Here is a 22884-nt window from a genome sequence, read left to right on the forward strand (position 1 = left end):
ACGACGCTACGCTACGTACAAAAGCGACTGCGGGTGCTGACCCTTTTGTACACGGCGAGCGTCGACAGGGGCTGCGTTGGCCAGGCCATGGCGGCCATCAACAGCCTTGTTGTTGTTAATCCTGAGTCGCTCTTCTACTGCCAAGCGTCGCGCATTCGCTCGTCAAAGCATGAGAGAGTTGATGGGTACGTGCGTATCTCGTGTTCCCCGTGCCCGGCGGGAGGCCCGTGAAGGCCCCCCGCGTCAAGGCAGTTGCTCTATTATTGTCAACCATGAGACGGTTCCTTTTCAGGAGTTCAGGTTAGTTGTATGGACGAGCCGTTACTCATCCCCTAGCGCCAGAAGTGACGCGTTGCCACCCAGGGCGGCGGTGTTGTTAGTAATCGTTTTTTCGGTCACGAAGCGCTGCAAATAGTGCGGTCCGCCCGCTTTCGGGCCAGTGCCGGATAGCCCCTGTCCACCGAACGGTTGAACGCCAACGACAGCCCCGATGATATTACGGTTGATATACACATTGCCTACTCGAATTTTCTGCGCTATTTCAGCGGCAAAGGATTCATTACGGCTATGTACCCCAAACGTCAGGCCATAGCCACGGCCGTTGATGTCGTTGATGACCTTGTCCAACTCGCGTGCTTTGTAGCGCACGATATGCAGGATGGGGCCAAACTGCTCGCGGGTAAGGGCATCGATGCTATCGATGGTAAAGGCCACTGGCGGCACGAACGTACCGTGCTGGGTGTGTTCAGCGGCCATAGGCGTTTCGGCGACTAAGCGGTTTTCGCCTTTGAGCTTTTCGATGTGCGCCATTAAGCCTTTACGCGCGTCTTCATCGATAACGGGGCCGACATCGGTGCCCAGGTCGCGGGGGTCGCCGATCCGCAGTTCGCTCATCGCACCCTTAAGAATTTCGATGACGCGATCAGCGACGTCTTCCTGAAGGTAGAGCACCCGCAGGGCCGAGCAGCGCTGACCGGCACTCTGGAACGCCGATTGAATCACATCCACGACGACCTGCTCCGGCAGGGCCGTCGAGTCGACGATCATCGCGTTCATACCGCCGGTTTCGGCGATCAGCGTGGGTAGCGGCGCATTTTCGCGGGCGGCCAACGCGCGGTTGATGATTTGCGCCGTGTCGGTGCCGCCGGTGAAGACCACGCCGGTAATGCGCGGGTCAGACGTCAATACGCTGCCCACGGTCGGGCCGTCGCCCGGCAACAGCTGCACCACGTCGCGGGGCATACCGGCTTCGTACAACAGCTCGATGACGCGGTGGGCAACGATCGAGGTTTGCTCGGCGGGTTTTGCCAGCACCGTGTTGCCTGCAACGGCGGCGGCAACGATTTGTCCGCAGAAGATCGCCACCGGGAAGTTCCAGGGGCTGATGGCTGCAAACACGCCTTTACCACCCATGGTCAACCGGTTGGACTCACCGGTCGGGCCAGGCAGTTCGATCGGCTCGCCAAACGACGCCTCGGCACGCATGGCATAGTAGCGGCAGAAGTCGACCGCTTCCTTGATTTCATCGACGCCATCGGTGAGCAGCTTGCCGCCCTCGCGGGAGCAGAGCGTCATCAGCTCCGCCATGTGCTCTTCCATCAGATCGCCCAGCCGACGCACAATCGCCGCGCGCTCGGCGACGGGCGTCGCGTCCCAGCGTGGGAAGGCTTCCCAGGCGGCATCGAGGGCTTTCGCCGCTTGCTCTTTACTGGTCCACTGCACGCTACCGACGGTTTGGCGACGATCGAATGGCGACGTTACGCGATGCGTGTTGGCGCTGTCATCGGCCACATCGAAGGCTAGCAGCGGCTTGGTGGGGTACTGCTTGTCCATGAACCCGCCCATCTTCTCCATCAGCGGGTAGTAGTGGCTACGGATATTGAGATTGACCCCGCGTGAGTTGCGACGTTTGGGTCCATAGATGTCTTTCGGCAGCGGAATACGCTTGTTATAGAACGTTTTCTGTTGACGCAGGGTGTCAATGGGGTGCTGGCACAGCGACTCCACCGGCACGTCGGGATCGACGATCTGGTGAACGAACGATGAGTTGGCGCCGTTTTCCAGCAGGCGACGAACCAAGTAAGGCAGCAGGTCTTTATGAGCCCCGACCGGCGCGTAGATACGGCAGTAGGTGCCTTTGGGCGCACGCTCCAGGGCCGCATCATAAAGCGCTTCGCCCATACCGTGCAGACGCTGGAATTCGAACGGGCGCTTGTCGTGGTTCGCGAGTTCCAAAATGGTGGTGACGGTGTGGGCGTTATGCGTCGCGAACTGCGGGAAGATGCGGCCACGGGTGTCGTCAGAGAGCAAGAACTGCGCACAGGCCAAATACGCTACGTCGGTACACGCCTTGCGGGTGTAAACCGGGTAACCATCGATACCCAACTGCTGCGACTCTTTGATCTCGCTGTCCCAGTACGCCCCTTTGACCAAACGCAGCGGAATTTCATCGCCCTGTTCGTCGGCCAAGCGGTTGATGTAGTGCAGCACCGGTAGCGCGCGCTTCGAGTAAGCCTGTACCACTAGGCCAAAGTGACCCCAGCCTTTGACGGCGTCGCTTTGATAAATCGCACGGAACACTTCCAGTGAGAGTTCCAGCCGATCGACTTCTTCGGCATCAATGGTAACGGCCACGTCTAGCGCGCGTGCTTTGGTGACCAGCTGGATGACGGTATCCACCAACTCGGCCAGCACTTGCTCTCGGCGGCCGAATTCGTAGCGCGGGTGAAGAGCGGAAAGCTTGATGGAGACCGAGGGGGCAGGCGTCTTGTCGCCCAGGGACTTACACGCTTTACCAACTTGCTCGATGGCACGGGCGTAATCGTCGAAATAGCGCTTGGCGTCGGCGCGGGTGCGGGCGGCTTCGCCCAGCATGTCGTAAGAGTAGGTGTAACCTTTATTGAACAGCGGCTTAGAGCGCTTTAGCGCTTCATTAATGTCGCGGCCCAATACGAATTGTTTACCCATGATTTTCATGGCTTCGGTCATTGCCCGACGAATGACCGGCTCGCCCATGCGGTTCACCATGCGATTGATGAAATGGGCGGGCTGGCCCTCTTTAGGATGATCCAGCTTCAATACCCGGCCGGTCATCAGCAGGCCCCAAGTCGAGGCGTTGACCATCCACGACTCGCTCTTGCCTACGTGGGACTGCCAATCGGCTGGCCCCAATTTATCTTCGATGAGTGCATCGGCGGTAGCTTTGTCCGGAATACGCAACATCGCCTCGGCGAGACACATCAGCATGAGCCCTTCGTGGGTATCAAGGCTGTACTGTTGCAACAGCTCGTCGATGGTATCGACAGCGGTGTCCATGTTGCGAACGTCGCGTACCAGCGCTGCCGTGTTGGCTTCAATGCGCGCGAAATCGTCCTGATCGGCGTTGAGCAGCTTGATCAGCTCGCCCACGTAAGCATCTTCGTCGACGATGTAGTGTTCGCTGACACGCTGCATGAGTGTATCGAGGTCGGTTTGCCAGGTGGCAGAGTCACGCATTTTCTTAGCATTGAGCATTGGAGCCCCCGTAAGACAGGTCTGAAACGAGCAACTTTAACGATAGCTGGGTTGGCTACCGTTAAAAAAGTGATGGCAGGGCTGGTGCCCAGTCTGACGATCGAATTTAGAGCTAGCCGCCGTTAGGTGTATGTCGTTTTCATGGCAAAACGTGTCAATTTCTCGGCAAGCAGTACCTGTTTACGACTTTAGTAGAGTTGGCAGGCACTGGCGAGGGCTCAGTTCAACGGCGTCGTGTTCGTATAACCGAATGCCTATCGGCGCGAAGAGAATATGCCCGGACTTACCGATGGACCGGAGGGTGGAAGAACCGTTGAGTGGTTCGTTGAGCTGTGGACGGTATCGAGCGCCGGATTCGCGAAGCCTTGCCGTAACTGGCGTGGTGAAGCGCCATAGCTGCGCCGAAACGCGTGGGAGAGGGCGCTTTGATTGGCAAACCCCGTTTGGATGGCAATATCGGTCAACGGCAGGCGGCTCTGCATAATGAGCTGGCGCGCCGCGTGTAGCCGCTGTCTGCGAACATACTGCCAAGGCGATAGACCCGTTTGGGCGCGAAAACGCTCGGAGAAATGCGCCTCGCTCAGGCAGGCAAGTTTGGCTAGATCTGCCACGCGTAGCTCGTCAGCCAAATGACGACGAATGAAACGATCGATTTGATCGAGGTTGATCCGGCGCTGGTTCGTCGCGCCCGACGCACCCAATCGCGCTTTTAGCGAGCCCAGCAGCGTGGCGGCTAGACGGTCTTGTTGAAACGAGGTCGCCGAGTTGTCAAATCCTCGGGCCAGCTCGCTCTCTACAAAGGTTAAATAGTGGCGCAGTGGGCTATCCAGCGCGAAAAAACGCGGCGCATCGAAAAGCGCCACCAGCTCGCGATGTTCGCCGGTAAGGGCGGGCGCGTCCTCGGGCAGGTCCAAAATCAGTTGGCGATTGTGGCCATTGCCCGAATAGTAGTGTTCATGGTTGGCAGGTACTATGCAGCCGGAAAACGCATTCACACGCCCACCCAAGCCCTCGATCTCAAACTCCGACGAGCCACACAGTGTAATGACGATCTGATGAAAGTCGTGGGAGTGATGCTTCGTCGCCGTTTCCAGAGGTATTTGTCGGATGGTGCTCGGCATACGGTTCTCCTCGTCGCTACAGCGTGGTTAGCGCTGACGAAGCGCTGTATGTGCCGCCAAATGGTCGCGCAGTGCTTTCAGCTCTGCGTAACCCTCCTGGTTGAGCAGCGGTTTGCCTTGAGCAATCTGCCAGCGCCTGCCATGGGTATCCATCAAATGGGACGCGCGGCGACGAATATTGTCGAGATACTCATCGTGGCGAATGGGGTAACCGATCAATGCATTCCACTCGGTCTCACTCACGCTGCTTTCCAACGCCTTGTCAAAGAGGGTAATCAGGTCTTTTGGCTCAGTGCGGTAGCGGGGGGTTCCGGCGTTCATCAGCACCAACAGCACGGCGCCTATGACCAGTACACACACGCCCAACACTAGTAAATAAAGTGCCATCTCACGCTCCCGGCCGCATCAGAATGGACGTCACTCGTGGCGTCCGCATCAGAGTCATTGCCCAGTATACGCCTGCCCCCGCCGAGACGAAAATTTTAACCTTTTGCGAACTTTTTCCCTGAGCAGTGTCTGAGTGTGTACAGGCAACATAGCGATGGCAGTCGCTAATAGTGTTGTTCTGGCTATTGTTTTCGATCCCTTGCTTCCGCTGCTTATCCCAAGCAGCGGTTTTTTTTGTAGGTACGTTGGGCTGACTCTAACGCTTTGGTGTTGTCGCACTCAATGACGACGAATCGTGAGTAAGGCCATGAGAATGTCACGACGTGTGACGATCCCTACCAAGCGATGCTGCTCGACGACGGGGTAAATCTTCGGTTTGGCGCCGAGCATTTCTTGCGCGAGGTCGGTCACGCTTTTATTGGGGGTGGTGGTCAGCACGTCTTGACGCATCAGCTCTCTCACCAGAGGGGCTTCGTGGTCATGGTAAATGCTGTCGAGTACGCGGCCCAAGACATCTTGTTCGGAGATGAAGCCGATCAAACGGTCCGACATATCGACGACCGGTGCCCCCGGCAGGCGATGTAACGCAAGCCCTTGGGCAAGCGTCGTGATGGATGTCTCTCCTGAGACGCGGTAGCAGTCACGAGACATGATGTCTCTAACGGTATCCGGAATTTTTTTGTTCATGAGAGCACTCCTCATCGTGATCGACAGGCCGCGGCCGATTCTCTTACTGTAGGTGATTTAACTCACTCTGCGCTGCCCCCATACTGTCTCTATTCAACGCTTTGCTTTTTCAAATCAGCCTCGAATGCTGTGAGGAGTCGTGATGGACGCTCGTGAATACCTGAATCGCAAGGGCGTGGGCTTGGACCGAGATCCTGACAAGCCCAATACGCTGGAAGAGAAAGCCTGGGAGCGTGCCCGAGGTTCGGGTCAGCAGCGCCCCAAATCAGGCACTCCGCATGATTGGGAGGATTGGGAGCGTTTCCATGACGATCTTGCCGAAGGTGCCGACACCCTAGAGCAAAAGATAGACAAAGAGGCACATCGTAAGGCGCTCGCTCGTGAGAAAGCGGCCTCTGAGCAGGCCAATGCTGCCGTCGAGCACTTTACGCCTCCGCCAATGGTCGAAAAGGCCACCGCCAGCGCGCAGCCAGCCCCTGCCGTCCATAGCCGAGTAACTCCTGACGAGCCGGCAGCGCTCGAGTGGGCCTATAGAGCACTGGCCGTACTGCTACCACCCTTGGCCCTCGGGCTGACCGACGGAGGTGCGCGGCGCGTGATCATTAGTGTGCTACTGACGTTGGCGGGTTGGATACCAGGCATCATCTACGCGTTGGTCTGGTTGAGTAAACGATAAATCCGCTTTGCGCTCTTGGCGCATTGGCAGGAGAGGTGAATGACGTATAATTGTCGTCAACTATCTTCTTCTTTGGGGTTTACTGATGGGCTACCTAGTAGGCGTTACGGCGTTGTGGGCGTTTTCGTTCTCGTTGATTGGGGTCTACCTCGCTGGGCAGGTAGATAGCTACTTTGCCGTGCTGGTGCGCGTGACGTTGGCCATGCTGGTATTTCTGCCTTTTTTACGACCAAGCCTGCTGCGCGGTAAGCAGCGGCTGGCGTTGATGGCACTGGGCGCGATTCAGCTCGGTGTGATGTATGCCTTCTTTTATCACTCGTTTTTACTGCTCTCCGTGCCAGAAGTGCTCTTGTTCACTATTTTTACGCCGGTTTACATCGCGCTGCTGGACGATTTGATGTTCAAGCGCTTTACACCTATCTATCTCGTCACCGCCGTGCTCGCGGTGATCGGGGCTGGGGTCATTCGCTACGATGGCGTTGATAGCGGTTTCTGGTTAGGTTTTTTGGTCGTGCAGGGCGCGAACCTATGTTTTGCCATTGGCCAAGTCGGCTACCGTCGTCTTGCAGCCGATCTTCCGCCGACATTGGCGTGGCACAACGTGTTTGGCTGGTTCTTCATTGGCGCCATGCTGGTGGCGTTGCCTGCGTTTTTGCTGTTCGGCAACGGTGCGGCGCTACCCTCGACGTCACTTCAGTGGGGCGTTCTGGCGTGGCTGGGCCTCGTCGCGTCGGGGGTGGGATATTTCGCTTGGAACCAGGGTGCCACTAAGGTGGATGCGGGTACGCTGGCCATCATGAACAACGCGCTTGTGCCTGCAGGTCTGGTCGTCAATCTCGTCATCTGGAACCGCGATGCCGATCTTGGCAAGTTACTGCTGGGGGCTGCCATCATGGGCGCTTCGCTATGGTTGAACCACTGGTGGCTGCAGCGCCGCCAGTGGGCGGCGAGCTAAGCTAAATCGCTGATTTTTCCCGGCGCCGTGCAAGCCGCCATCGCGCCGGGTAATTTGCTCGTGACTGTCTTCCTCTCCATAATGTGGGCTGATGCTAGCGAGAGTTGCCCATGTCCACCACCCCATCGCAAGGCTCCCCCTCTGGTAGCCCTCGTCATCCAGCGACGCCGTTCAAGACGATTGGATTGATTGGCCGTCTGGGCAGCGACAAAGTCGTTGACTCCCTTCAACGCTTGGTCCGCTACTTGACCGAGCATGACTATAAAGTACTCATCGAAGACCGTACCGCTACGGCGCTGTCCCATCACGGCGTACCTGAAGCGAGCCGTCGAATGCTGGGGGAATTATGTGACCTAGTGATCGTCGTGGGTGGGGATGGTAGCCTTCTCGGTGCCGCACGAACCCTATGCCGCAGCGGGACGCTGATCCTGGGGGTCAATCGTGGGCGGTTGGGTTTTCTCACCGACATCTCACCGGATGAGCTCGAAAACCGGGTCGGCGAGGTATTGGCAGGCGCATTCGAAGTCGAAGAGCGTTTTTTGCTGGATGCAGTGCTCTACCGCAACGGAGTAGCGGTAGGCAACGGTGACGCCTTGAACGAGGTCGTCGTACACCCTGGCAAAGCGGTGCGCATGATCGAGTTCGAGCTGTTCATCGATGGACAGTTCGTTTATAGCCAGCGTAGCGATGGGCTAATTGTCGCCACGCCGACCGGCTCAACTGCTTATGCACTGTCAGGCGGCGGGCCTATCATGCACCCAAAATTGGATGTGGTGACGCTGGTGCCCATGTTTCCGCATACCCTCTCCAGTCGTCCCATCGTGATCGATGCGGCCAGCGAAATACGTATTCACATCGGCGAAACCAACCAGACCTACCCGCATATTAGCTGCGATGGCCAAACACGTGCGGTGGCCAAACCTGACGATGTGCTGGTCATTACCCGTAAGCCAGAGCGCGTTCAGTTAGTGCACCCTATTGGGCACAATTTTTACGATGTGCTGCGCAGTAAACTCGGCTGGAGCCATCGGCTAGGGGATTGATATGGAGGGCTATGATTTAATCGGCGATGTCCATGGCTGCGGCGCAACGCTAGCAACGCTGCTCGAGAGGTTGGGGTATCACCAGCGTAGCGGTGTCTACCGCCATCCTCGGCGCAAAGTGATCTTTTTAGGCGATCTCATCGATCGCGGACCGCGCATCCGGCTCGCCGTCACGATTGCACGACGCATGGTAGAGGCGGGCGAGGCGCACATCGTGATGGGCAATCACGAGTACAACGCGTTGGCCTATACCCACCCAGCGCCTGCCGGGAGCGGCAAGCGTTGGCTTCGCGAGCATACGCCACGCCACAACCGCATCATTCAAGATACGCTGAATCAGTACCGTGATCACACCAACGAGTGGGAGGATACGCTGGCGTGGTTCAAAACCATTCCGCTCTTTTTGGAATTGGATGGAATCCGTGTCGTGCACGCCTGCTGGGACGACGCGCTGATCCATGAGCTCAAGCAGCGCGCGCCTACAGCGCGTATGGATAGCCAGTTTTTGGTGGAGTCCACTGACCCGTCCTCTCAGGCATATCGCATCCTTGATCGACTCACCCGCGGTCCCCATATACGGTTACCGAAAGGGGTGGCGATCCATTCAGGCGATGGCTTTACCCGGCAAACTTTTCGAGCGCATTTTTGGTCAGCCAATCCACAGCAGTGGGGCGATGTGGTGTTTCAGCCTGATAACCTTCCCGGTGATTTAGAGACGCAGCCACTCAGCGAAAGCGAACGGCAGCGGCTTAGTTATTACGGCCCCGATCAGCCGCCGCTCTTCATCGGTCATTACTGGTGTGAGGGTATTCCTGCACTGCCTGCTTCCAATATCGCTTGTTTGGATTATAGCGCCGTCAAGTTTGGCCGGTTAGTGGCGTATCGTTGGAGCGGTGAAACACAGTTGAATGCTGACCATTTCGTTTGGATTCAAGTGCCTAGAGAGGAGCGGGCGCTGCCCAAGCCTTGGGAAATCGATTTTGATTGAGTATCAAGCAGAATGGTTACATAAGGTTACATAATTTTTGCAAAACGGCTGAACTAACCCTCTTGCTGGATATCAGAGTAAGTGTTCCCTTGAATGATCCCTTGCTTTTATCCGGCGGCCCCCTCCGCCGGATTTTTTTGCTTCTCCGTTGGCAACGGGCCGCAAGCTGCACGACCACTTGGATACTAGGGAGATGCCATGCATCCCGTCATGCTCTTACCCCCGGGCGCAGATACACAAGCACTGCGCAAAGCGTTGTGGCACTACCGCATTGGTCATCGCATCACCGACGAAGCGGAGGGCCAGCTATTGTGGGTCGCCGACCCTCGCCAGCATGACGAGCTGCGGGCCGTGGTCGAGCGATGGGAGCGCGGCGAACCGCTCATTCGGGAGCAGGAGCGTCCCCGTCGACCCCGCAGTACCCAACATTGGGCGGTTGTTCTGCGCCAAGTACCCATCACGGCACTCATGATCGGCGTTAGCCTGCTGATATTCGCCTTGAGTGGTGTGCTGGGCGATCTACTGGTGGTGGCCCTGACCATCGTGCCAGTGGGTATTTCCGGTGGCCAGTTGGTGTACGGTTCGTTAGCGGATACCGTGCTGGGAGGGCAGGTATGGCGTCTGCTCTCCCCCGCATTCCTGCATTTTGGTTGGATGCACCTGATATTCAATCTGATGTGGGTGTGGTACTTCGGACGGCAAATCGAGCTGCTGCAAGGCAGTAAAACGATGCTGCTCCTGCTTCTCGTCGCCGGTATCGGTGCCAACTTGGCGCAATACGTCACCGGAACGGTGCTGTTTGGCGGTATGTCCGGCGTGGTCTATGCGCTATTGGGCCATGTGTGGCTCATGTCCCGCCGTGTCCCAAACAGTGGCTTTTTCGTGCCGCAAATGCTGGTGGTCTTTATGCTGGGTTGGATGGTGTTCACCATGACCGATATCGCCAGTACCGTCGGCTTTGGCAACGTGGCCAACGAAGCTCACCTGGGTGGTCTGCTCGTGGGGCTCGCCTCAGGCTGGTATTATTCTTCTCAACGACGCAAAGCTTGATACCACCAATTTGAACGCAGCCAAGACGTGAGGTGCTGACCGTGAGCGATATGACCTTCGATAAAATGATCAACCAAATGACGCCAGCGATTTATGAAAGTCTGAAACAGGCAGTCTCGCTACGTAAATGGCCCGATGGGCGCCGCCTGACGACCGAGCAAACCGAGCTGTGTCTGGAAGCCGTCATGCGTTACGAAGTCGAAAACAACGTCCCGGAAGAGAGCCGCGTAGGGTACTTGGAACGGCGCACCTGCGGTGCAGGTGCGACGGGTGCCGGTGTGAGTCCCGAAATGGCGGGCCTGGGCCGGGATGCCACGCGTGACTGATCTGTTGATTCCAGATATTTCTCCGGTTAAAGGATGTCTGCAGAAAATGGCGGCGGCGCTGCCTAGCCGCCAAGACGAACCGGTGGTTTACCACCTGCGCGCAGGTGAGCATCGGGTGGCGTTGAACGAGCGTATTGGTACGCCGCTGCGCCTCTCTTGGAGTGGTGCCATTGCCTGCACTCACTGTGGGCGAGCAACCAAGAAAAGTTTTGCCCAAGGTTTCTGCTACCCTTGTTTCAAGCGACTGGCGCAGTGCGATACCTGCATCATGAAGCCAGAGACCTGCCACTATTACCAAGGCACCTGCCGTGAGCCGGAGTGGGGCGAGGCGCACTGTTTTCAGCCTCATATCGTCTATCTTGCCAACTCGTCCGGACTGAAGGTGGGAATTACCCGCAAAACCCAAATGCCCACCCGCTGGTTGGATCAAGGCGCTATTCAGGCGCTGCCGATTCTCGAAGTGAATACCCGCCAGCAGTCCGGGTTTGTCGAAATGCTGTTCAAAGAGCAGGTGGCCGACCGCACCAACTGGCGTGCGATGCTCAAAGGTGAGGTCGAACCACTCGATCTCCGCGCCGAACGCGACCGCTTGCTGGGCACCCTGGGTGATGGGTTAGACCAGCTACGCCGTGTACACGGCGAGGACGCCATCCGTACCTTAGATGAAGCGCCTTTGCAGTTTGAGTATCCCGTTGCGACGTTTCCGCGCAAAGTCGTATCGCATAACTTTGATAAACGGCCCCTGGTCGAAGGCATACTCCAGGGCATCAAAGGGCAGTACCTCATGCTTGATACGGGAGTGATTAATCTACGTAAATTCACGGGTTACGAAATTTCGGTCGGCTGAAAATTAGGCATTTTGCCTAGCCAGAGTGGCATCGGTTGACTAGGGTTAGTAAGTCACTACAGACACTGCCCTCGTTACGCAAGGAAGCCCCGATGCCATGGCTAAAACTGCTGCACATTGCCGCGCTGGTTATTTGGTGCGGCTCACTTCTCTATCTGCCAGCGCTGTTATTACAAGCGCTTCAGCTGCGTAAAGATGCTGGGTTTGCCCAAGGCACGCCGCCTATGCCGCGGTTTTTTTATAATTCCATTGCCACGCCTGCTGCGCTCGCTGCCATCGCCTCTGGCACGCTGTTGTTTCTTTTACACGGCTTGCTGGGCGGCTGGTTGATTCTCAAGCTGGGCGCCGTGGTGGTGATGGTGGTCGCCCATGGTTGCTTTGGCTGGCTCATCTTGCGTTTGGAAATGGGCATTTTCAAGGGCGTCAAGATGGCCAGTCTTTGCGCGCTGTTGCTGGCGGTGTTGGGTATCTTTGGCGTCCTTGGGTTTGTGCTCTCAAAACCGCTGGAATGGAGCTAACTCAATGGCAACCCCAGAGATGATAGCTGGCTTCGAGCGGCTACGATTCTACTTCCACGCCTACCGCGTGTTCATACACCAGTTGGCCGCCCAGCCATCCGGCCAGTGCAATCAGGCTTGCCGTGACCAGCGATATCGCCAAGCCCCAGGGCAGCACCGCGCTGGGTTCGTTGAAGCGCAGCAGCCAGTTCAGGGATGCCAAAGAGAGCATCACCACGGCCACGATGGCATGACTCCAACCGGTAATCAGTCGGCGGATGCGAGCGACGGTGACCAAGTCGATGATGCCCGCGACCGAGGCAACCCAGCCGCCAAACGCGCCAACGCCCGCCAGCCAAAGCCCGCCGCGCAGCCAGAACGTATCCTGGGTGTACCAGTAGGCCAAGTCGCAGGCAACCAACGCCATCAGCGCCGCCACTGGGAAGTGAATCATCACTGGATGAAGCGGATGGCCCGCCAGCGATGCGCGGCTTTTGATCGAGCGTTGGGGCGTCTGTGTCATGATCACTTCCTGTGGTTAGACAAATCAAAACAGTTTGATAGATCAACTGCATGTCAGGGAAAACGCTCATGAGGGAACGCAATAGCGCCACGTCCACCAGCATGTCGTATCGCGCCGTGCCGCGAACCCGTCAAGCGGCCTGTTGGCTTGGGCTTGGCTTGCTGTTCGGCGTTGCGGGTTGCAGCGGCGACAGCTCTATCTTAGACCCTGCAGGGCCTGCCGCAAGAGACGTTCGGTTAATTTGGTGGGTGATGCTGGTGTTTGCCACCGTTGTATTGGTCGGGGTCACCGTGGTTTGGCTATACGCTTTCAAACCGCATAACGTCGAGCGCACACCCGCGCAAGAGCGCCGTATCGCGCGGCGCTGGATCATTGGGGGTGGCCTCGTCTTGCCCATTGCCAGCATTACGGCGCTGCTGACGTTTGGCGTGCCCGCTGGGCAGCGCATGCTGCCGCTGCCGCTCGATGAACCGCCTGAAGTGATCGAAGTCATTGGCCATCAGTGGTGGTGGGAGGTGCGCTATCCCGGTGCCGAAGGGGGCGAGGTAGTCACTGCTAACCAGCTCGTCATGCCCGCCGGAGAGCCTGTGGATTTTCATGTAAGCGGCGCGGATGTGATACATGCATTTTGGGTGCCGCGCCTGGGCGGCAAAATCGACATGCTGCCGGGAAGAGTGAATAAAATTCGCCTGGAAGCCGATGAGCCCGCCGTGTTTGGTGCCCAGTGTGCCGAGCTCTGTGGAGTAGGCCATGCGCATATGCATTTATACGTTGAAGCCGTACCCCGTGACGACTTCGAGGCCTGGCTGGCGGCTCGGCAGGAAGCCACGCTAAGCGAATTGGCAACGCGAGATTCAACTCATGACGATGCTAGAGACGCCTTTATGACCCACTGCGCGAGTTGCCATCGCGTGGCGGGCGTTAGTGAAGGCGGTGTCGGGCCAAACCTCTCGGATGTGGGAAGCCGAACAACGCTCGGCGCGGGCGCAATGGCTATGGAAGAGGGCGCGGTGAGCCAGTGGCTGCAACGCCACCAAGCGTTGAAGCCAGGTAACAAAATGCCTACCCATAACGACATCGACACGGACACCTTGGATGCCCTGGGTGCTTGGCTGGAGACCTTGACCCCATGAAAAGCGTGAATCAAGAAGCAATAGAGCAGGACCCGCAGCAGTTACACGAAGACCTGCACGATATTTGGGGCAACCCAAAGGGTTTGAAGTCGCTCACCATCGTGAACCATACGACGCTTGGCCTGCGTTTTATGATCACAGGAATGGTATTTTTCTTGATTGGCGGCATTCTCGCCATGCTAGTGCGCACCCAGCTGGCGATGCCTGACCAAAACTTCATGTCACCGGAGATCTACAACCAGGTGACCACCATGCATGGCACGGTGATGATGTTCCTGTTTGCGATCCCCATGCTGGAGGGGCTGGCGATTTATCTGATTCCGAAAATGATCGGTGCCCGGGATCTCGTATGCCCACGCCTTACTTCGCTGGGTTACTTCTGCTATCTGTTTGGCGGGATCATTCTGACGTCGAGTTTGATCATCGAGATGGCACCGTCCAGCGGCTGGTTCATGTACACGCCGCTGAGCAGTAAGGAGTTTGCACCGGATCTTGGGTCTGACTTCTGGCTGCTAGGCATTACCTTCGTGGAGATCTCGGCGCTCTCGGCGGGGGTGGAACTGGTCGTCTCTATCTTACGCACCCGCACCCAGGGCATGGCACTGCATAAGATGCCGCTGTTTGCGTGGTACATCCTCGCCATGGCGCTAATGATCGTGGTGGGCTTCCCACCGCTGATCTTGGGCAGCGTGTTGTTAGAACTCGAGCGCGCGGTCGGCATGCCGTTCTTCCAAATTGCGGGCGGCGGCGATCCAGTGTTATGGCAGCATCTTTTCTGGCTGTTTGGCCACCCAGAGGTGTACATCATCTTTCTGCCTGCTGCCGGGATCATTTCGACGTTGATTCCCGTGTTTGCCGGACGGCCCATCGTGGGGTACGGCTGGGTAGTGGCGGCAATTACCATCATGGGCTTTATCAGTTTTGGGCTGTGGGTTCACCACATGTTCACCATCGGCATACCTCAACTGGCCCAGGCGTTTTTCTCGGCGGCCAGCATGCTAGTGGCCGTGCCCACGGCGATTCAAGTCTTTGTCTGGTTGGCTACGCTCTGGCTCGGCAAACCCAAAATGAAGCTGCCCATGCTATGGGTGATGGGCTTTTTGGTCATCTTCGTGTGTGGTGGGCTTACCGGTGTCATGCTGGCGCTGGTGCCGTTCAATTGGCAGGTGCACGACACTCACTTCGTGGTGGCCCATATGCACTACGTGCTGGTAGGCGGCATGTTCTTCCCGCTGATTGCTGGGCTGTACTACTGGTTGCCGCTCTTCTCCGGGCGAATGCCTTCCGAGAACCTGGGGCGTTGGGGCTTCTGGCTGACCTTCCTAGGCTTTAATGGCACGTTTTTGATCATGCACTGGACCGGGCTGCTCGGTATGCCCCGACGGATTTACACCTATGAAGCGGGGACTGGGTGGGAAATTTTCAATTTGCTCTCGTCGGTGAGTAGTTTCGTGCTTTCAGCGGGGATTGCCATGGTGCTTCTGGATATCGCGCTACACTTCCGGTTTGGTAAGCCCGCCCAGCATAATCCCTGGAATGCCGACACGCTGGAGTGGGCGAATACCATGCCGCCCAGCGCTTATAATTTCGTCAGTCTACCCCGCGTGGAAACCCGACACCCGCTGTGGGATGACCCCAACCTACCGCATACCATGGCCGAAGGTAAGCACTCGCTGGCGGTTGCTTCACACGGCAGGCGGGAGATGTGGGGCACCGATCCGATTTCCGGCAGCGTGCGGGAAATCATTCATCTGCCTGGCAACTCCTGGTGGCCACTGTTTGCCGCGTCGGCCCTGGCGGTGGTATGTCTTAGTCTTCTCACCCGTGTGTACCTACTGGCAGGTGTATTCGTGATCATTGCCGGTATCTTTTTGCTGCGCTGGTCTTGGGAGAACGGTGCCCACCCCAAGGCGGCACCGGATGCAGGCGTCAAACCCGGCGACCCACCGCTTCACTCGCGCACCATGGATGGCCCCGGCCTCTGGGCGATGGGGATTTTCCTGATTGCCAATGGCTCGTTCTTTCTCTCTTATCTGTTTGGTTGGTTTTATCTCTGGACCGTTTCGCCCGAGTGGCGCATGCCTGAGACGCCGCCGCTCTCACTTTTATTGATGGGGGTGGCTGGCGTGGCGGTTTTAGTCGGCAGCGCAGTGATGGAAAAACTCGTGCGTGGGCTGCGCCAGCAGCGTGATGCTGGTCTAGGCGCAGGCTTCTATCTAGCCGCTGCGTTAGGCGGACTTCAGGTGGGACTAACGGGCTGGGCGCTTTGGCAAGCTGAGCTTGCTCCTACGCAAACCTCCCATGACGCAGTGATGCTGGTCGGCCTTGTCTATGCGCTGTTCCACGGCGGTTTAGCCGTCATCTTGACCGTGCTACAAGGGCTGCGAGTGGGCTATGGCTATGTAGGCGCTCATGCGCCTTTTGAGCCTGGCGTCGTAACACTGTTGTGGCGCTATAACGTGGTCACCTTTGGTCTATTAATAGCGGCGCTAGCGGTGCTGCCCCGCGTGTTAGGAGGGTAGGGCGATGGAACGACTCAACTTTACTCATCCTATCCATTTGGCGGTGGGGCTAACGCTTTGGAGCGTTTGGTTCGTGGCCGTGTATAGCGGCCTTTCCGTGGCGTGCGCGGTCACCCCCCCTCCGCCCGAGGCGGGAGCGCTAACGCTCCTCAACGTAGGTTTGGGCGGTTTTACCCTAATCTGTGCCGCCGGGCTTGTGCTCTTGGGCTGGGGGAGCTGTCGCACGGCCAAACAGCACCAGGGGCGACAGCGCTTCCATGCGGTGGTATCCGGTTGGCTCTACCTGTTCTCGGCCTTTGGGGTGGCGTTTGCGGGGCTGCCGATCATAGGTGTGCCGCCTTGCCTGTAACCGAGGCCGAACACGTTGCTACCAAGCAAGAGGCGCCGCTCTATACGCTTCACGGTATGTGGTGCACCAGCTGTGCGCTGGCGGTGGAGGGCGCATTAGCTCGCCTTCCAGGCGTCGTGCAGGCCAGCGTTCATTATCCGACCGCAACGGTATGGGTAAACGGCACTCCCGCTGCAACGCAGTTGGCGGCGTTAGCTCCCGTGGTGACGCGGCTAGGCTATCGGCTAAGCGAGTTGGAGCCTGTGCACGATGCTCAACAGCGCCTTGCCAAAGAGAGCCGCTATTTATCGTTGCGACTTATCGTGGGCGCGGTATTGGGCATGTGGACCATGCTAGCGTCGCTATTGATTTATGCGGGCGCGCTGCCTAATGCCGCCATAGAGCTGGTCGTCGCGTGGGTGGCCGGTGCCTTCTCGCTGCCAGTAGTGGTCTATTCCGGTCTGCCGTTTTATCGAGCGGGGTGGCGCACGCTATTGGCCCAGCGCCCCGGCATGGATGTATTGGTAAGCCTGGGGGTGCTTGGTGCCATGGTGGTCTCGGTAGGGCTGCTCCTACGCGGCTCTTCCGAGGTCTATTTCGATACCGCAGTGATGCTCATCGTGCTACTTCTGGTGGGCCGGCTGGTCGAAACCCTGTGCAGGCAGCGGGGGCTCAAAGCCTTTGATGCACTAAGGCTGCCGGAGGCTGATGTCGTAGTTTGCCAAGGCGGGCAGCGCGACACGCAGCCCGTTGGGGAAGTCGCCATAGGAGCCGTGATTGAAGTACCCCCTGGTGAGCAGGTGCCCTTGGATGGCCTGCTGGACACGCCCGGCTGGCTGGATACCGCCACGCTAACCGGGGAAAGCGTGCCCCGTTATCTGCATGCCGGGCAGCGCGTCTATGCGGGCTGCCGCTATGCGGCGAGGCTAAACGCTGCGCCTTTGAAGGTGATTGTGACTGCTACCGTCGGCCAGCGGCGGATGGATAAACTGTGCGAGCAAATGCGCCGCGCCCAGGCAAAAAAGGGCGAATTGCACAAGCTGGCCGACCGCTTTGCCTCATGGCTAAGCCCCGTAGCGCTGCTGCTGGCGGTGCTGACACTTCCGCTCGGGCTGCTGATGGGCCTTGGTTTGGAAGACGCAGCCGTGCGTGCGCTGTCTGTTTTAGTAGTGGCGTGTCCCTGCGCGGTGGGATTGGCGGTCCCGCTGGCAAGCCTCGCCGGTAGCAGCCAGGCGTTACAACAGGGCATTGCTCTGCGCGACCCTTCTGCTTTTGAAACGCTGGCCAACGTACGCGGCATTGCCTTCGATAAAACCGGCACGCTCACCCGTGGGCAGCATCAGGTAGTGAATGCCGCGCTGCGCCAAAGCGAAGACCTCACGCAGTTTCGGGCGATGCTAAGCAGCGCCGTCAGTCAAAGCGAGCACCCGTTAGCCAGCGGATTGCGGGATTGGGCCAGCACGGTTGAAACAGCGGCGCCGTCCAACGTGTTTCATAACGTTCTGCATATTGAGGAGCATCCCGGCAAAGGCCAGCAAGTCACGTTTCAAAACGCAGAGCAGTGGTGGTTAGGTAGCGCCGTATGGATAGAGCAGCAGCTTGGCGCGCCCTTGCCAGATAGCGCTCATCAACCTGACAACGCCTTTGCATCGCAGGTAGTCGTGGCGGATAGCCATGGTTGGCTCGCCACGCTCTACTGTGCCGACCAGCCGGTGAGCGATGCGACAGCGAGCCTTGCCGAATTAAAGCGCTCAGGGTACATCGTGGCGCTGATCAGCGGCGACCGCCAGGGCCCGGTGGGCTGGCTTGGCCAGCAGGTAGGGTTAGCAAACAATGCGTGCTACGCCCAGCGTTCGCCGGAAGCCAAAGCGGCACTGCTCAAAGCGCTGCCATCGCCCACGCTCTATGTGGGCGACGGGGTGAACGATACCTTGAGCCTTGCCGAAGCCGGGGTAGGCGTCGTCCCCATGCAAGCCAGCGACGCCGCCCGTGAAGGTGCCGCCGCGCAGCTGCTTCGGCCAGGGGTGAGTGGTGTAGTGTGTTTACTCTCGTTGGCTAAGCGCACACGCCGAGTCATGATGCAGAACCTAGTATTTTCGGCACTCTATAACACGCTGGCGCTGGGGCTGGTGATCATCATGGCGGTTCCGCCCTTAGCCGCCGTGCTGGCGATGGCGGCAAGCTCGTTCAGCGTGACGTTAAATGCAGCGCGACTTGCATGGTCAGAGCCTAGCAAGACTAGCGATATCCCAGCGCCTGACCCAAACGCTCCGCATTCGACGTCACCCACTGCGGGTCAATCGCTCCCCACTGTTTAATGGTGTAGTGGCCAATGTTGTGGCGTTCGCCGTCGCTTTTTTCGAACACGCACTCGATATCCAGTTCCCCTAGCGATGTAATGGTGTCCTGTGCGGTGCGTCTGGGCATGCCGGTGGCTTCCATCAGGGCGGGCACGCTGGCCACGCCTTGCTCGATCAAATGAGCCACGTAAAGGCGGCGGTAAAAACTGGATTTCGTTTTGCTAAGCGACATGGAGATAACGTCTTCTTAGTGATGGGTATTCCAGCAGTCTAATCAAATAAATCCCACTGCGCCCGGGGCGGACGAAAATCACGGGTATTCAACCCCTGATCGGTGCGGGCCTGCATGTTCCACTGGCGGCTAGCACGCTGAAACCTCTGGGCAATCAAATCGGCGAATACCCCTTCGCCGCGAAAGCGCTTCCCAAAGGCCGCCTCGTAGGTTTTACCGCCCCGACACTGGCGCATCAAACTCATTACCTTGGCGGCGCGCTCGGGGTAGTGGGCCTCTAGCCACGCCTCGAATAGCGACGCGACCTCGTGGGGTAGCCGCAGCAGCATCCAAGTGGCAGTGCGTGCTCCGGCACGGCTCGCGGCTTCCAGAATGCGTTCGATCTCATGGTCGGTCAGGCCAGGAATGATGGGGGATACCAGCGTGCCCACCGGAATTCCCGCCGTATTTAGCTCACGAATCACTTTCAAACGCGCCTGGGGCGATGCCGCACGGGGTTCCAGCGTACGCTTGAGGTTAGCGTCCAGGCTGGTCAAACTCACGAACACCCGCACCAAGCGATGCTCCGCCATTTCTGCCAGTAGATCGATATCCCGCAAAATCAGCGTGCTTTTCGTCACTAGCGTGACCGGGTGTCGGCACGCCAGCAGAAACTCCAGCAGGCGGCGCGTGGTTTGGTAAGTGGCTTCCAGCGGCTGGTAGCAGTCGGTATTGCCAGAAAGGTTAATGGGACGGCAAACGTAGTGAGGGTGGCAAAGCTCCTCTTTTAAATGCTCCACCAACCCGCTGCGGGCGATCAGCTTGGTCTCGAAATCCAGCCCCGGCGATAAATCCCAATAAGCGTGGGAAGGGCGGGCGTAGCAGTACACGCAGCCATGCTCACAGCCACGGTAAGGGTTGAGCGAGCGGTCGAAGGGCAGGTCGGGCGACTGGTTCCAAGAGAGCGCGCTTTTGCTGGGCTCTTCACGCACTTCCGTTGCCAGCGAGGTGGCGGCCTCTTCCTGCCACCAGCCGTCATCCTCCGCCACGCTGTGGGTAGGGGCAAAACGGTTATGCGGGTCGTAGGTAGCACCGCGCCCTTTGTGCACGGTAGTGCGAGAGAGGTCCAATGATGTCATCTGCCACCTCGTACGTAGCATTGAAATATATGTTCATGCATACAGTATATGAGGTTTTCTCAGCACCGCAACCAAGCGGGCAGTACAGCCACGACAGCGCTCATGGTATTTTTGGCAAAAGAGGACGACTTACTGGGATGACGTCAGGGAGAGAGCATGTCCGCGACGACGAGTCAGCGTGTAGCGCTGATCCTTATCGACATGCAGCAAGGCATGGCGACGGAGGAGGCGGGAGAGCGCAATAACCCGCAAGCAGAAACCAATATTCAGCGATTGCTGACCGTTTGGCGGCACCGCGATGAGCCCGTCGTGCATGTGCGTCATCTTTCCCGCTTACCTAGCTCGCCTTTTTGTAGATCGTTCTACCACTCTCCGCTCTCAATCAGCTGCGTTGCCTCAACCGTTGGGTTGTAGATATAGCACCACGCATCGCCATACTGTGTTGCCAGCACCGTCCTGTCGTACACGCCTTCTGCGGGGGCCAGGGGCAGGTAATCTTCCAATTCATCGAGCCGCGCTAATCGCTCGGCGTCGATGGCGTACACTTCCACGCTCACACCGGCAGACGGCGTGAGCTTGGCGCCTGGGTAGGGCCCAAGATCGTAGAGCGTAATCTCGTTTAGGCAGTCTTGACCCAGCATGTCAGCGCCGTTTAACCAATGATGATTGCGGTGGCCGCGCTTTAACGTGCCGTACACCGCGACTCGAGGGCAGCGCTGGATGGCTTGGTGAAGATGCTGCATGGGGTCACCTTTTCACACTATTCAATAAGCTAAGACGACACGCCGATTTTCGACGGGTGAGCGCCATTCCATAGGCGTTGACCTAAAAGCGCCCTGGTCGTTTGCCAAGGCGCTGTGCTTACTTACCTTTTAACCTAACGCTTCTTCCGCACCGGTTTTTTATCACTGCTCGCTGGCTCGGCGCTATCGGCTTTGCGCGCGCTGCTAGGGAAGTGGGCGCGTACGAGTTCCAAAAGCCCCTGGGTAGACGCGTCGAAATCCGCGGCGTTGGCGTCGATGCGCTCGCTGATTTCACCGGCGATGCGCTTGCCGAGCTGCACGCCCCACTGGTCGAACGAGTTGATGTTCCAAATTACCCCCTGAACGAACACCTTGTGCTCGTAGAGCGCAATCAGCGCGCCCAGGTTTTTCGGCGTTAGCTCATCGAGTAACAAAGTGCTGGAAGGGCGGTTGCCTGGGCAGCTGTAGGGGTCGAGCTGGCTCAGCTCTTTGCTGTCGCCTTGGCTGCCTTCCATAAAGGCGTTGGCTTGGGCCAGCATATTGGTCAGCAGGGCGAAGTGGTGATCTTCCACGCCCGGCTCCGGCTTGAGCGAGGCAATAAAGTCGATGGGCACATAGCGTGTGCCCTGGTGCAGCAGCTGGAAGAAGGCGTGCTGGCCGTTGGAGCCGGTTTGGCCCCATACAATCGGGCCGGTTTTGTAGTTCACCGGGTGGCCGAAAATATCCACCGACTTACCGTTGGACTCCATGTCCAGCTGCTGCAGGAAAGAAGGCAACTGGTTCAGCGCTTGGTCGTAGGGCACGATGGCCTGGGTTTCCGCGCCAATGAAGTTGATGTACCAAATGCCGATCAGCGCCATCAGTACCGGCATGTTCTGAGCGAAAGGCGCTTCGATGAAGTGGCGGTCCATTTCATGGGCGCCTTCCAGCAGCTCGATAAAGCCTTCGAAGCCAATCGAGAGCGCAATGGGTAGGCCAATGGACGACCACATGGAGTAGCGGCCACCCACCCAGGCCCAAAACTCGAATACGTTCTCTTCGCGAATGCCGAACTCCATGGCCGCTTTGCGGTTGGTGGAGGCAGCAATGAAATGCGCGCCCACGTCGGCATCATCTCCGGCATTTTCCAGAAACCAGCGGCGTGCGGTCTTGGCGTTGAGCAGGGTTTCCTGGGTGGAGAAGGTTTTGGTCGAGACGATGAACAGTGTGGTGGCGGGGTCGAGTCGGGAGAGCACTTTTTGAATATGGGTGCCGTCCACGTTGGAAACGAAGTGGAAGTGCAGCTCCGGGTGGCGATACTTCAACAGCGCACGCACTGCCATGTTGGGGCCGAGATCCGAACCGCCAATGCCGATATTGACCACGTCTTTGATGCGCTGGCCGTTATAGCCTTTCCACTCGCCGCTGCGCACCGCTTCGGAGAACAGTTTGATCTGCTCACGGGTTCTGGTGATTTCTGGCATCACGTCTTCGCCGTCCACGTACACCGGCTCATCGCCCAAATGGCGTAGGGCGGTGTGGAGTACCGGACGGTTCTCAGTCACGTTGATAATGTCGCCAGAGAACATCTGGGCGCGGCGCTGCACCAGGGCGGAGTGGTCGGCCAGCTCGATCAGTTTGGCCAGCACCTCGTCCGATACCTGATGCTTGGAGTAATCCAAAAAGAGGCCGCCGACGCGCAGGCTCATTTTTTCAAAGCGCTGCGGGTCATGCGTAAAGTAGTCACGAATACGGTCATTGGCGGTTTTATCGCGCAGGCGCTCTAGGGCCTGCCAAGTAACGCTGCGAGTGAGTTGAAACATAACGGGCGGTCCTGTTGTTTTTACATCTGTTTTACATCGTTATCGCTAACGGGGCGTGTCCGACCCCTGGCGTCGCTTTTTTTTATGTAAAAA

The 22884-nt window shown here is 58.0% G+C and carries 22 protein-coding genes; 13 read left to right on the forward strand and 9 right to left on the reverse strand.

Features of this window, described 5'->3' with window-relative positions; all coding sequences use genetic code 11:
• Positions 1–321: 321 nt before the first annotated feature.
• The 4 genes from putA to FHJ80_RS16645 all read right to left on the reverse strand — a co-directional run bounded on the left by putA (position 322) and on the right by FHJ80_RS16645 (position 5708).
• On the reverse strand, positions 322–3513 hold the full coding sequence (gene putA, locus FHJ80_RS16630; protein ID WP_139528452.1) for a bifunctional proline dehydrogenase/L-glutamate gamma-semialdehyde dehydrogenase PutA: 3192 nt from the start codon (positions 3511–3513) through the stop codon (positions 322–324).
• Positions 3514–3767: 254 nt separating this feature from the next.
• Positions 3768–4634 (reverse strand): AraC family transcriptional regulator, encoded by an 867-nt coding sequence (locus FHJ80_RS16635; RefSeq protein WP_139528453.1) that lies wholly within the window; start codon positions 4632–4634, stop codon positions 3768–3770.
• Between the two features lie 27 nt (positions 4635–4661).
• Positions 4662–5021 (reverse strand): hypothetical protein, encoded by a 360-nt coding sequence (locus FHJ80_RS16640; protein WP_139528454.1) that lies wholly within the window; start codon positions 5019–5021, stop codon positions 4662–4664.
• Positions 5022–5300: 279 nt separating this feature from the next.
• Positions 5301–5708: a CBS domain-containing protein gene (locus tag FHJ80_RS16645; RefSeq protein WP_139528455.1), complete on the reverse strand. Its 408-nt coding sequence runs from the start codon at positions 5706–5708 to the stop codon at positions 5301–5303.
• 142 nt (positions 5709–5850) lie between these two features.
• Here FHJ80_RS16645 and FHJ80_RS16650 point away from each other — a divergent pair, with 142 nt between their 5' ends.
• The 8 genes from FHJ80_RS16650 to FHJ80_RS16685 all read left to right on the forward strand — a co-directional run bounded on the left by FHJ80_RS16650 (position 5851) and on the right by FHJ80_RS16685 (position 12111).
• Positions 5851–6384 carry a YqaE/Pmp3 family membrane protein gene (locus tag FHJ80_RS16650; RefSeq protein ID WP_139528456.1) on the forward strand — a complete coding sequence of 178 codons (534 nt, stop codon included), beginning with the start codon at positions 5851–5853 and terminating at the stop codon, positions 6382–6384.
• An 85-nt stretch (positions 6385–6469) separates the two neighbouring features.
• Positions 6470–7339: a carboxylate/amino acid/amine transporter gene (locus FHJ80_RS16655; protein ID WP_139528457.1), complete on the forward strand. Its 870-nt coding sequence runs from the start codon at positions 6470–6472 to the stop codon at positions 7337–7339.
• Positions 7340–7449: 110 nt separating this feature from the next.
• A complete protein-coding gene (locus FHJ80_RS16660; protein WP_139528458.1) occupies positions 7450–8382 on the forward strand; it encodes an NAD(+) kinase in 933 nt (310 codons plus the stop codon).
• A 1-nt stretch (position 8383) separates the two neighbouring features.
• Entirely contained in the window at positions 8384–9370 is a 987-nt protein-coding gene (locus tag FHJ80_RS16665; protein WP_139528459.1) for a metallophosphoesterase, read from the forward strand.
• A gap of 198 nt (positions 9371–9568) precedes the next feature.
• On the forward strand, positions 9569–10420 hold the full coding sequence (locus FHJ80_RS16670; protein WP_139528460.1) for a rhomboid family intramembrane serine protease: 852 nt from the start codon (positions 9569–9571) through the stop codon (positions 10418–10420).
• A 41-nt stretch (positions 10421–10461) separates the two neighbouring features.
• Complete coding sequence (locus FHJ80_RS16675; RefSeq protein WP_139528461.1) at positions 10462–10746, forward strand: YeaC family protein; 285 nt, start codon at positions 10462–10464, stop codon at positions 10744–10746.
• A 46-nt stretch (positions 10747–10792) separates the two neighbouring features.
• Positions 10793–11593, forward strand: a complete 801-nt coding sequence (locus FHJ80_RS16680) for a DUF2797 domain-containing protein (RefSeq protein WP_139528493.1) — start codon at positions 10793–10795, stop codon at positions 11591–11593.
• Positions 11594–11685: 92 nt separating this feature from the next.
• Positions 11686–12111: a CopD family protein gene (locus FHJ80_RS16685; RefSeq protein ID WP_139528462.1), complete on the forward strand. Its 426-nt coding sequence runs from the start codon at positions 11686–11688 to the stop codon at positions 12109–12111.
• A gap of 40 nt (positions 12112–12151) precedes the next feature.
• Here the strand turns inward: FHJ80_RS16685 and FHJ80_RS16690 are convergent, their stop codons facing one another.
• Complete coding sequence (locus tag FHJ80_RS16690; RefSeq protein ID WP_139528463.1) at positions 12152–12613, reverse strand: DUF2231 domain-containing protein; 462 nt, start codon at positions 12611–12613, stop codon at positions 12152–12154.
• Between the two features lie 68 nt (positions 12614–12681).
• Here FHJ80_RS16690 and coxB point away from each other — a divergent pair, with 68 nt between their 5' ends.
• From coxB to FHJ80_RS16710, 4 genes are read left to right on the forward strand one after another with little or no spacing between them, the layout of a single operon-like run.
• On the forward strand, positions 12682–13746 hold the full coding sequence (gene coxB, locus FHJ80_RS16695) for a cytochrome c oxidase subunit II (RefSeq protein WP_139528464.1): 1065 nt from the start codon (positions 12682–12684) through the stop codon (positions 13744–13746).
• On the forward strand, positions 13743–16268 hold the full coding sequence (gene ctaD / locus FHJ80_RS16700; RefSeq protein WP_139528465.1) for a cytochrome c oxidase subunit I: 2526 nt from the start codon (positions 13743–13745) through the stop codon (positions 16266–16268). Before coxB ends, ctaD begins: the two co-directional genes overlap by 4 nt.
• A 4-nt stretch (positions 16269–16272) precedes the next feature.
• A complete protein-coding gene (locus FHJ80_RS16705; protein ID WP_139528466.1) occupies positions 16273–16617 on the forward strand; it encodes a hypothetical protein in 345 nt (114 codons plus the stop codon).
• Positions 16608–18914: a cation-translocating P-type ATPase gene (locus tag FHJ80_RS16710; protein WP_348773451.1), complete on the forward strand. Its 2307-nt coding sequence runs from the start codon at positions 16608–16610 to the stop codon at positions 18912–18914. Before FHJ80_RS16705 ends, FHJ80_RS16710 begins: the two co-directional genes overlap by 10 nt.
• On the opposite strand, the gene FHJ80_RS16715 is transcribed toward FHJ80_RS16710, so the two are convergent.
• Together FHJ80_RS16715 and FHJ80_RS16720 are read right to left on the reverse strand one after the other, a co-directional pair.
• The gene (locus FHJ80_RS16715; protein WP_139528467.1) at positions 18835–19128 is read right to left on the reverse strand and encodes a helix-turn-helix domain-containing protein; all 294 of its coding nucleotides are present in this window, start codon (positions 19126–19128) and stop codon (positions 18835–18837) included. The two genes, FHJ80_RS16710 and FHJ80_RS16715, sit on opposite strands and share 80 nt — an antisense overlap.
• Before the next feature lie 38 nt (positions 19129–19166).
• Positions 19167–20246, reverse strand: a complete 1080-nt coding sequence (locus FHJ80_RS16720; protein WP_139528468.1) for a PA0069 family radical SAM protein — start codon at positions 20244–20246, stop codon at positions 19167–19169.
• A gap of 213 nt (positions 20247–20459) precedes the next feature.
• Here FHJ80_RS16720 and FHJ80_RS16725 point away from each other — a divergent pair, with 213 nt between their 5' ends.
• Complete coding sequence (locus FHJ80_RS16725) at positions 20460–20660, forward strand: hypothetical protein (RefSeq protein ID WP_244993008.1); 201 nt, start codon at positions 20460–20462, stop codon at positions 20658–20660.
• Here FHJ80_RS16725 and FHJ80_RS16730 read toward each other — a convergent pair.
• The gene (locus FHJ80_RS16730) at positions 20609–20989 is read right to left on the reverse strand and encodes a gamma-glutamylcyclotransferase (RefSeq protein WP_139528470.1); all 381 of its coding nucleotides are present in this window, start codon (positions 20987–20989) and stop codon (positions 20609–20611) included. The two genes, FHJ80_RS16725 and FHJ80_RS16730, sit on opposite strands and share 52 nt — an antisense overlap.
• A 134-nt stretch (positions 20990–21123) precedes the next feature.
• Positions 21124–22791, reverse strand: coding sequence for a glucose-6-phosphate isomerase (gene pgi, locus FHJ80_RS16735; protein WP_139528471.1), 1668 nt, complete (start codon positions 22789–22791; stop codon positions 21124–21126).
• Positions 22792–22884 lie beyond the last annotated feature (93 nt).

Origin of the sequence: Halomonas sp. BL6 (genome assembly GCF_006228115.1) — a bacterium.
Lineage (GTDB): Bacteria > Pseudomonadota > Gammaproteobacteria > Pseudomonadales > Halomonadaceae > Vreelandella > Vreelandella piezotolerans.

Bases quoted from the DNA above. Each gene is read 5' to 3' on its own strand.
- FHJ80_RS16680 (WP_139528493.1), top strand. From the start codon at position 10,793: ATGGCGGCGGCGCTGCCTAGCCGCCAAGACGAACCGGTGGTTTACCAC.
- coxB (WP_139528464.1), top strand. From the start codon at position 12,682: ATGAGGGAACGCAATAGCGCCACGTCCACCAGCATGTCGTATCGCGCC.
- FHJ80_RS16705 (WP_139528466.1), top strand. From the start codon at position 16,273: ATGGAACGACTCAACTTTACTCATCCTATCCATTTGGCGGTGGGGCTA.
- FHJ80_RS16640 (WP_139528454.1), bottom strand. From the start codon at position 5,021: ATGGCACTTTATTTACTAGTGTTGGGCGTGTGTGTACTGGTCATAGGC.
- FHJ80_RS16635 (WP_139528453.1), bottom strand. From the start codon at position 4,634: ATGCCGAGCACCATCCGACAAATACCTCTGGAAACGGCGACGAAGCAT.
- FHJ80_RS16685 (WP_139528462.1), top strand. From the start codon at position 11,686: ATGCCATGGCTAAAACTGCTGCACATTGCCGCGCTGGTTATTTGGTGC.
- FHJ80_RS16690 (WP_139528463.1), bottom strand. From the start codon at position 12,613: ATGACACAGACGCCCCAACGCTCGATCAAAAGCCGCGCATCGCTGGCG.
- FHJ80_RS16645 (WP_139528455.1), bottom strand. From the start codon at position 5,708: ATGAACAAAAAAATTCCGGATACCGTTAGAGACATCATGTCTCGTGAC.
- FHJ80_RS16660 (WP_139528458.1), top strand. From the start codon at position 7,450: ATGTCCACCACCCCATCGCAAGGCTCCCCCTCTGGTAGCCCTCGTCAT.
- FHJ80_RS16715 (WP_139528467.1), bottom strand. From the start codon at position 19,128: ATGTCGCTTAGCAAAACGAAATCCAGTTTTTACCGCCGCCTTTACGTG.
- ctaD (WP_139528465.1), top strand. From the start codon at position 13,743: ATGAAAAGCGTGAATCAAGAAGCAATAGAGCAGGACCCGCAGCAGTTA.
- FHJ80_RS16730 (WP_139528470.1), bottom strand. From the start codon at position 20,989: ATGCAGCATCTTCACCAAGCCATCCAGCGCTGCCCTCGAGTCGCGGTG.
- pgi (WP_139528471.1), bottom strand. From the start codon at position 22,791: ATGTTTCAACTCACTCGCAGCGTTACTTGGCAGGCCCTAGAGCGCCTG.
- FHJ80_RS16670 (WP_139528460.1), top strand. From the start codon at position 9,569: ATGCATCCCGTCATGCTCTTACCCCCGGGCGCAGATACACAAGCACTG.
- FHJ80_RS16720 (WP_139528468.1), bottom strand. From the start codon at position 20,246: ATGACATCATTGGACCTCTCTCGCACTACCGTGCACAAAGGGCGCGGT.
- FHJ80_RS16665 (WP_139528459.1), top strand. From the start codon at position 8,384: ATGGAGGGCTATGATTTAATCGGCGATGTCCATGGCTGCGGCGCAACG.
- putA (WP_139528452.1), bottom strand. From the start codon at position 3,513: ATGCTCAATGCTAAGAAAATGCGTGACTCTGCCACCTGGCAAACCGAC.
- FHJ80_RS16725 (WP_244993008.1), top strand. From the start codon at position 20,460: ATGGCGACGGAGGAGGCGGGAGAGCGCAATAACCCGCAAGCAGAAACC.
- FHJ80_RS16650 (WP_139528456.1), top strand. From the start codon at position 5,851: ATGGACGCTCGTGAATACCTGAATCGCAAGGGCGTGGGCTTGGACCGA.
- FHJ80_RS16655 (WP_139528457.1), top strand. From the start codon at position 6,470: ATGGGCTACCTAGTAGGCGTTACGGCGTTGTGGGCGTTTTCGTTCTCG.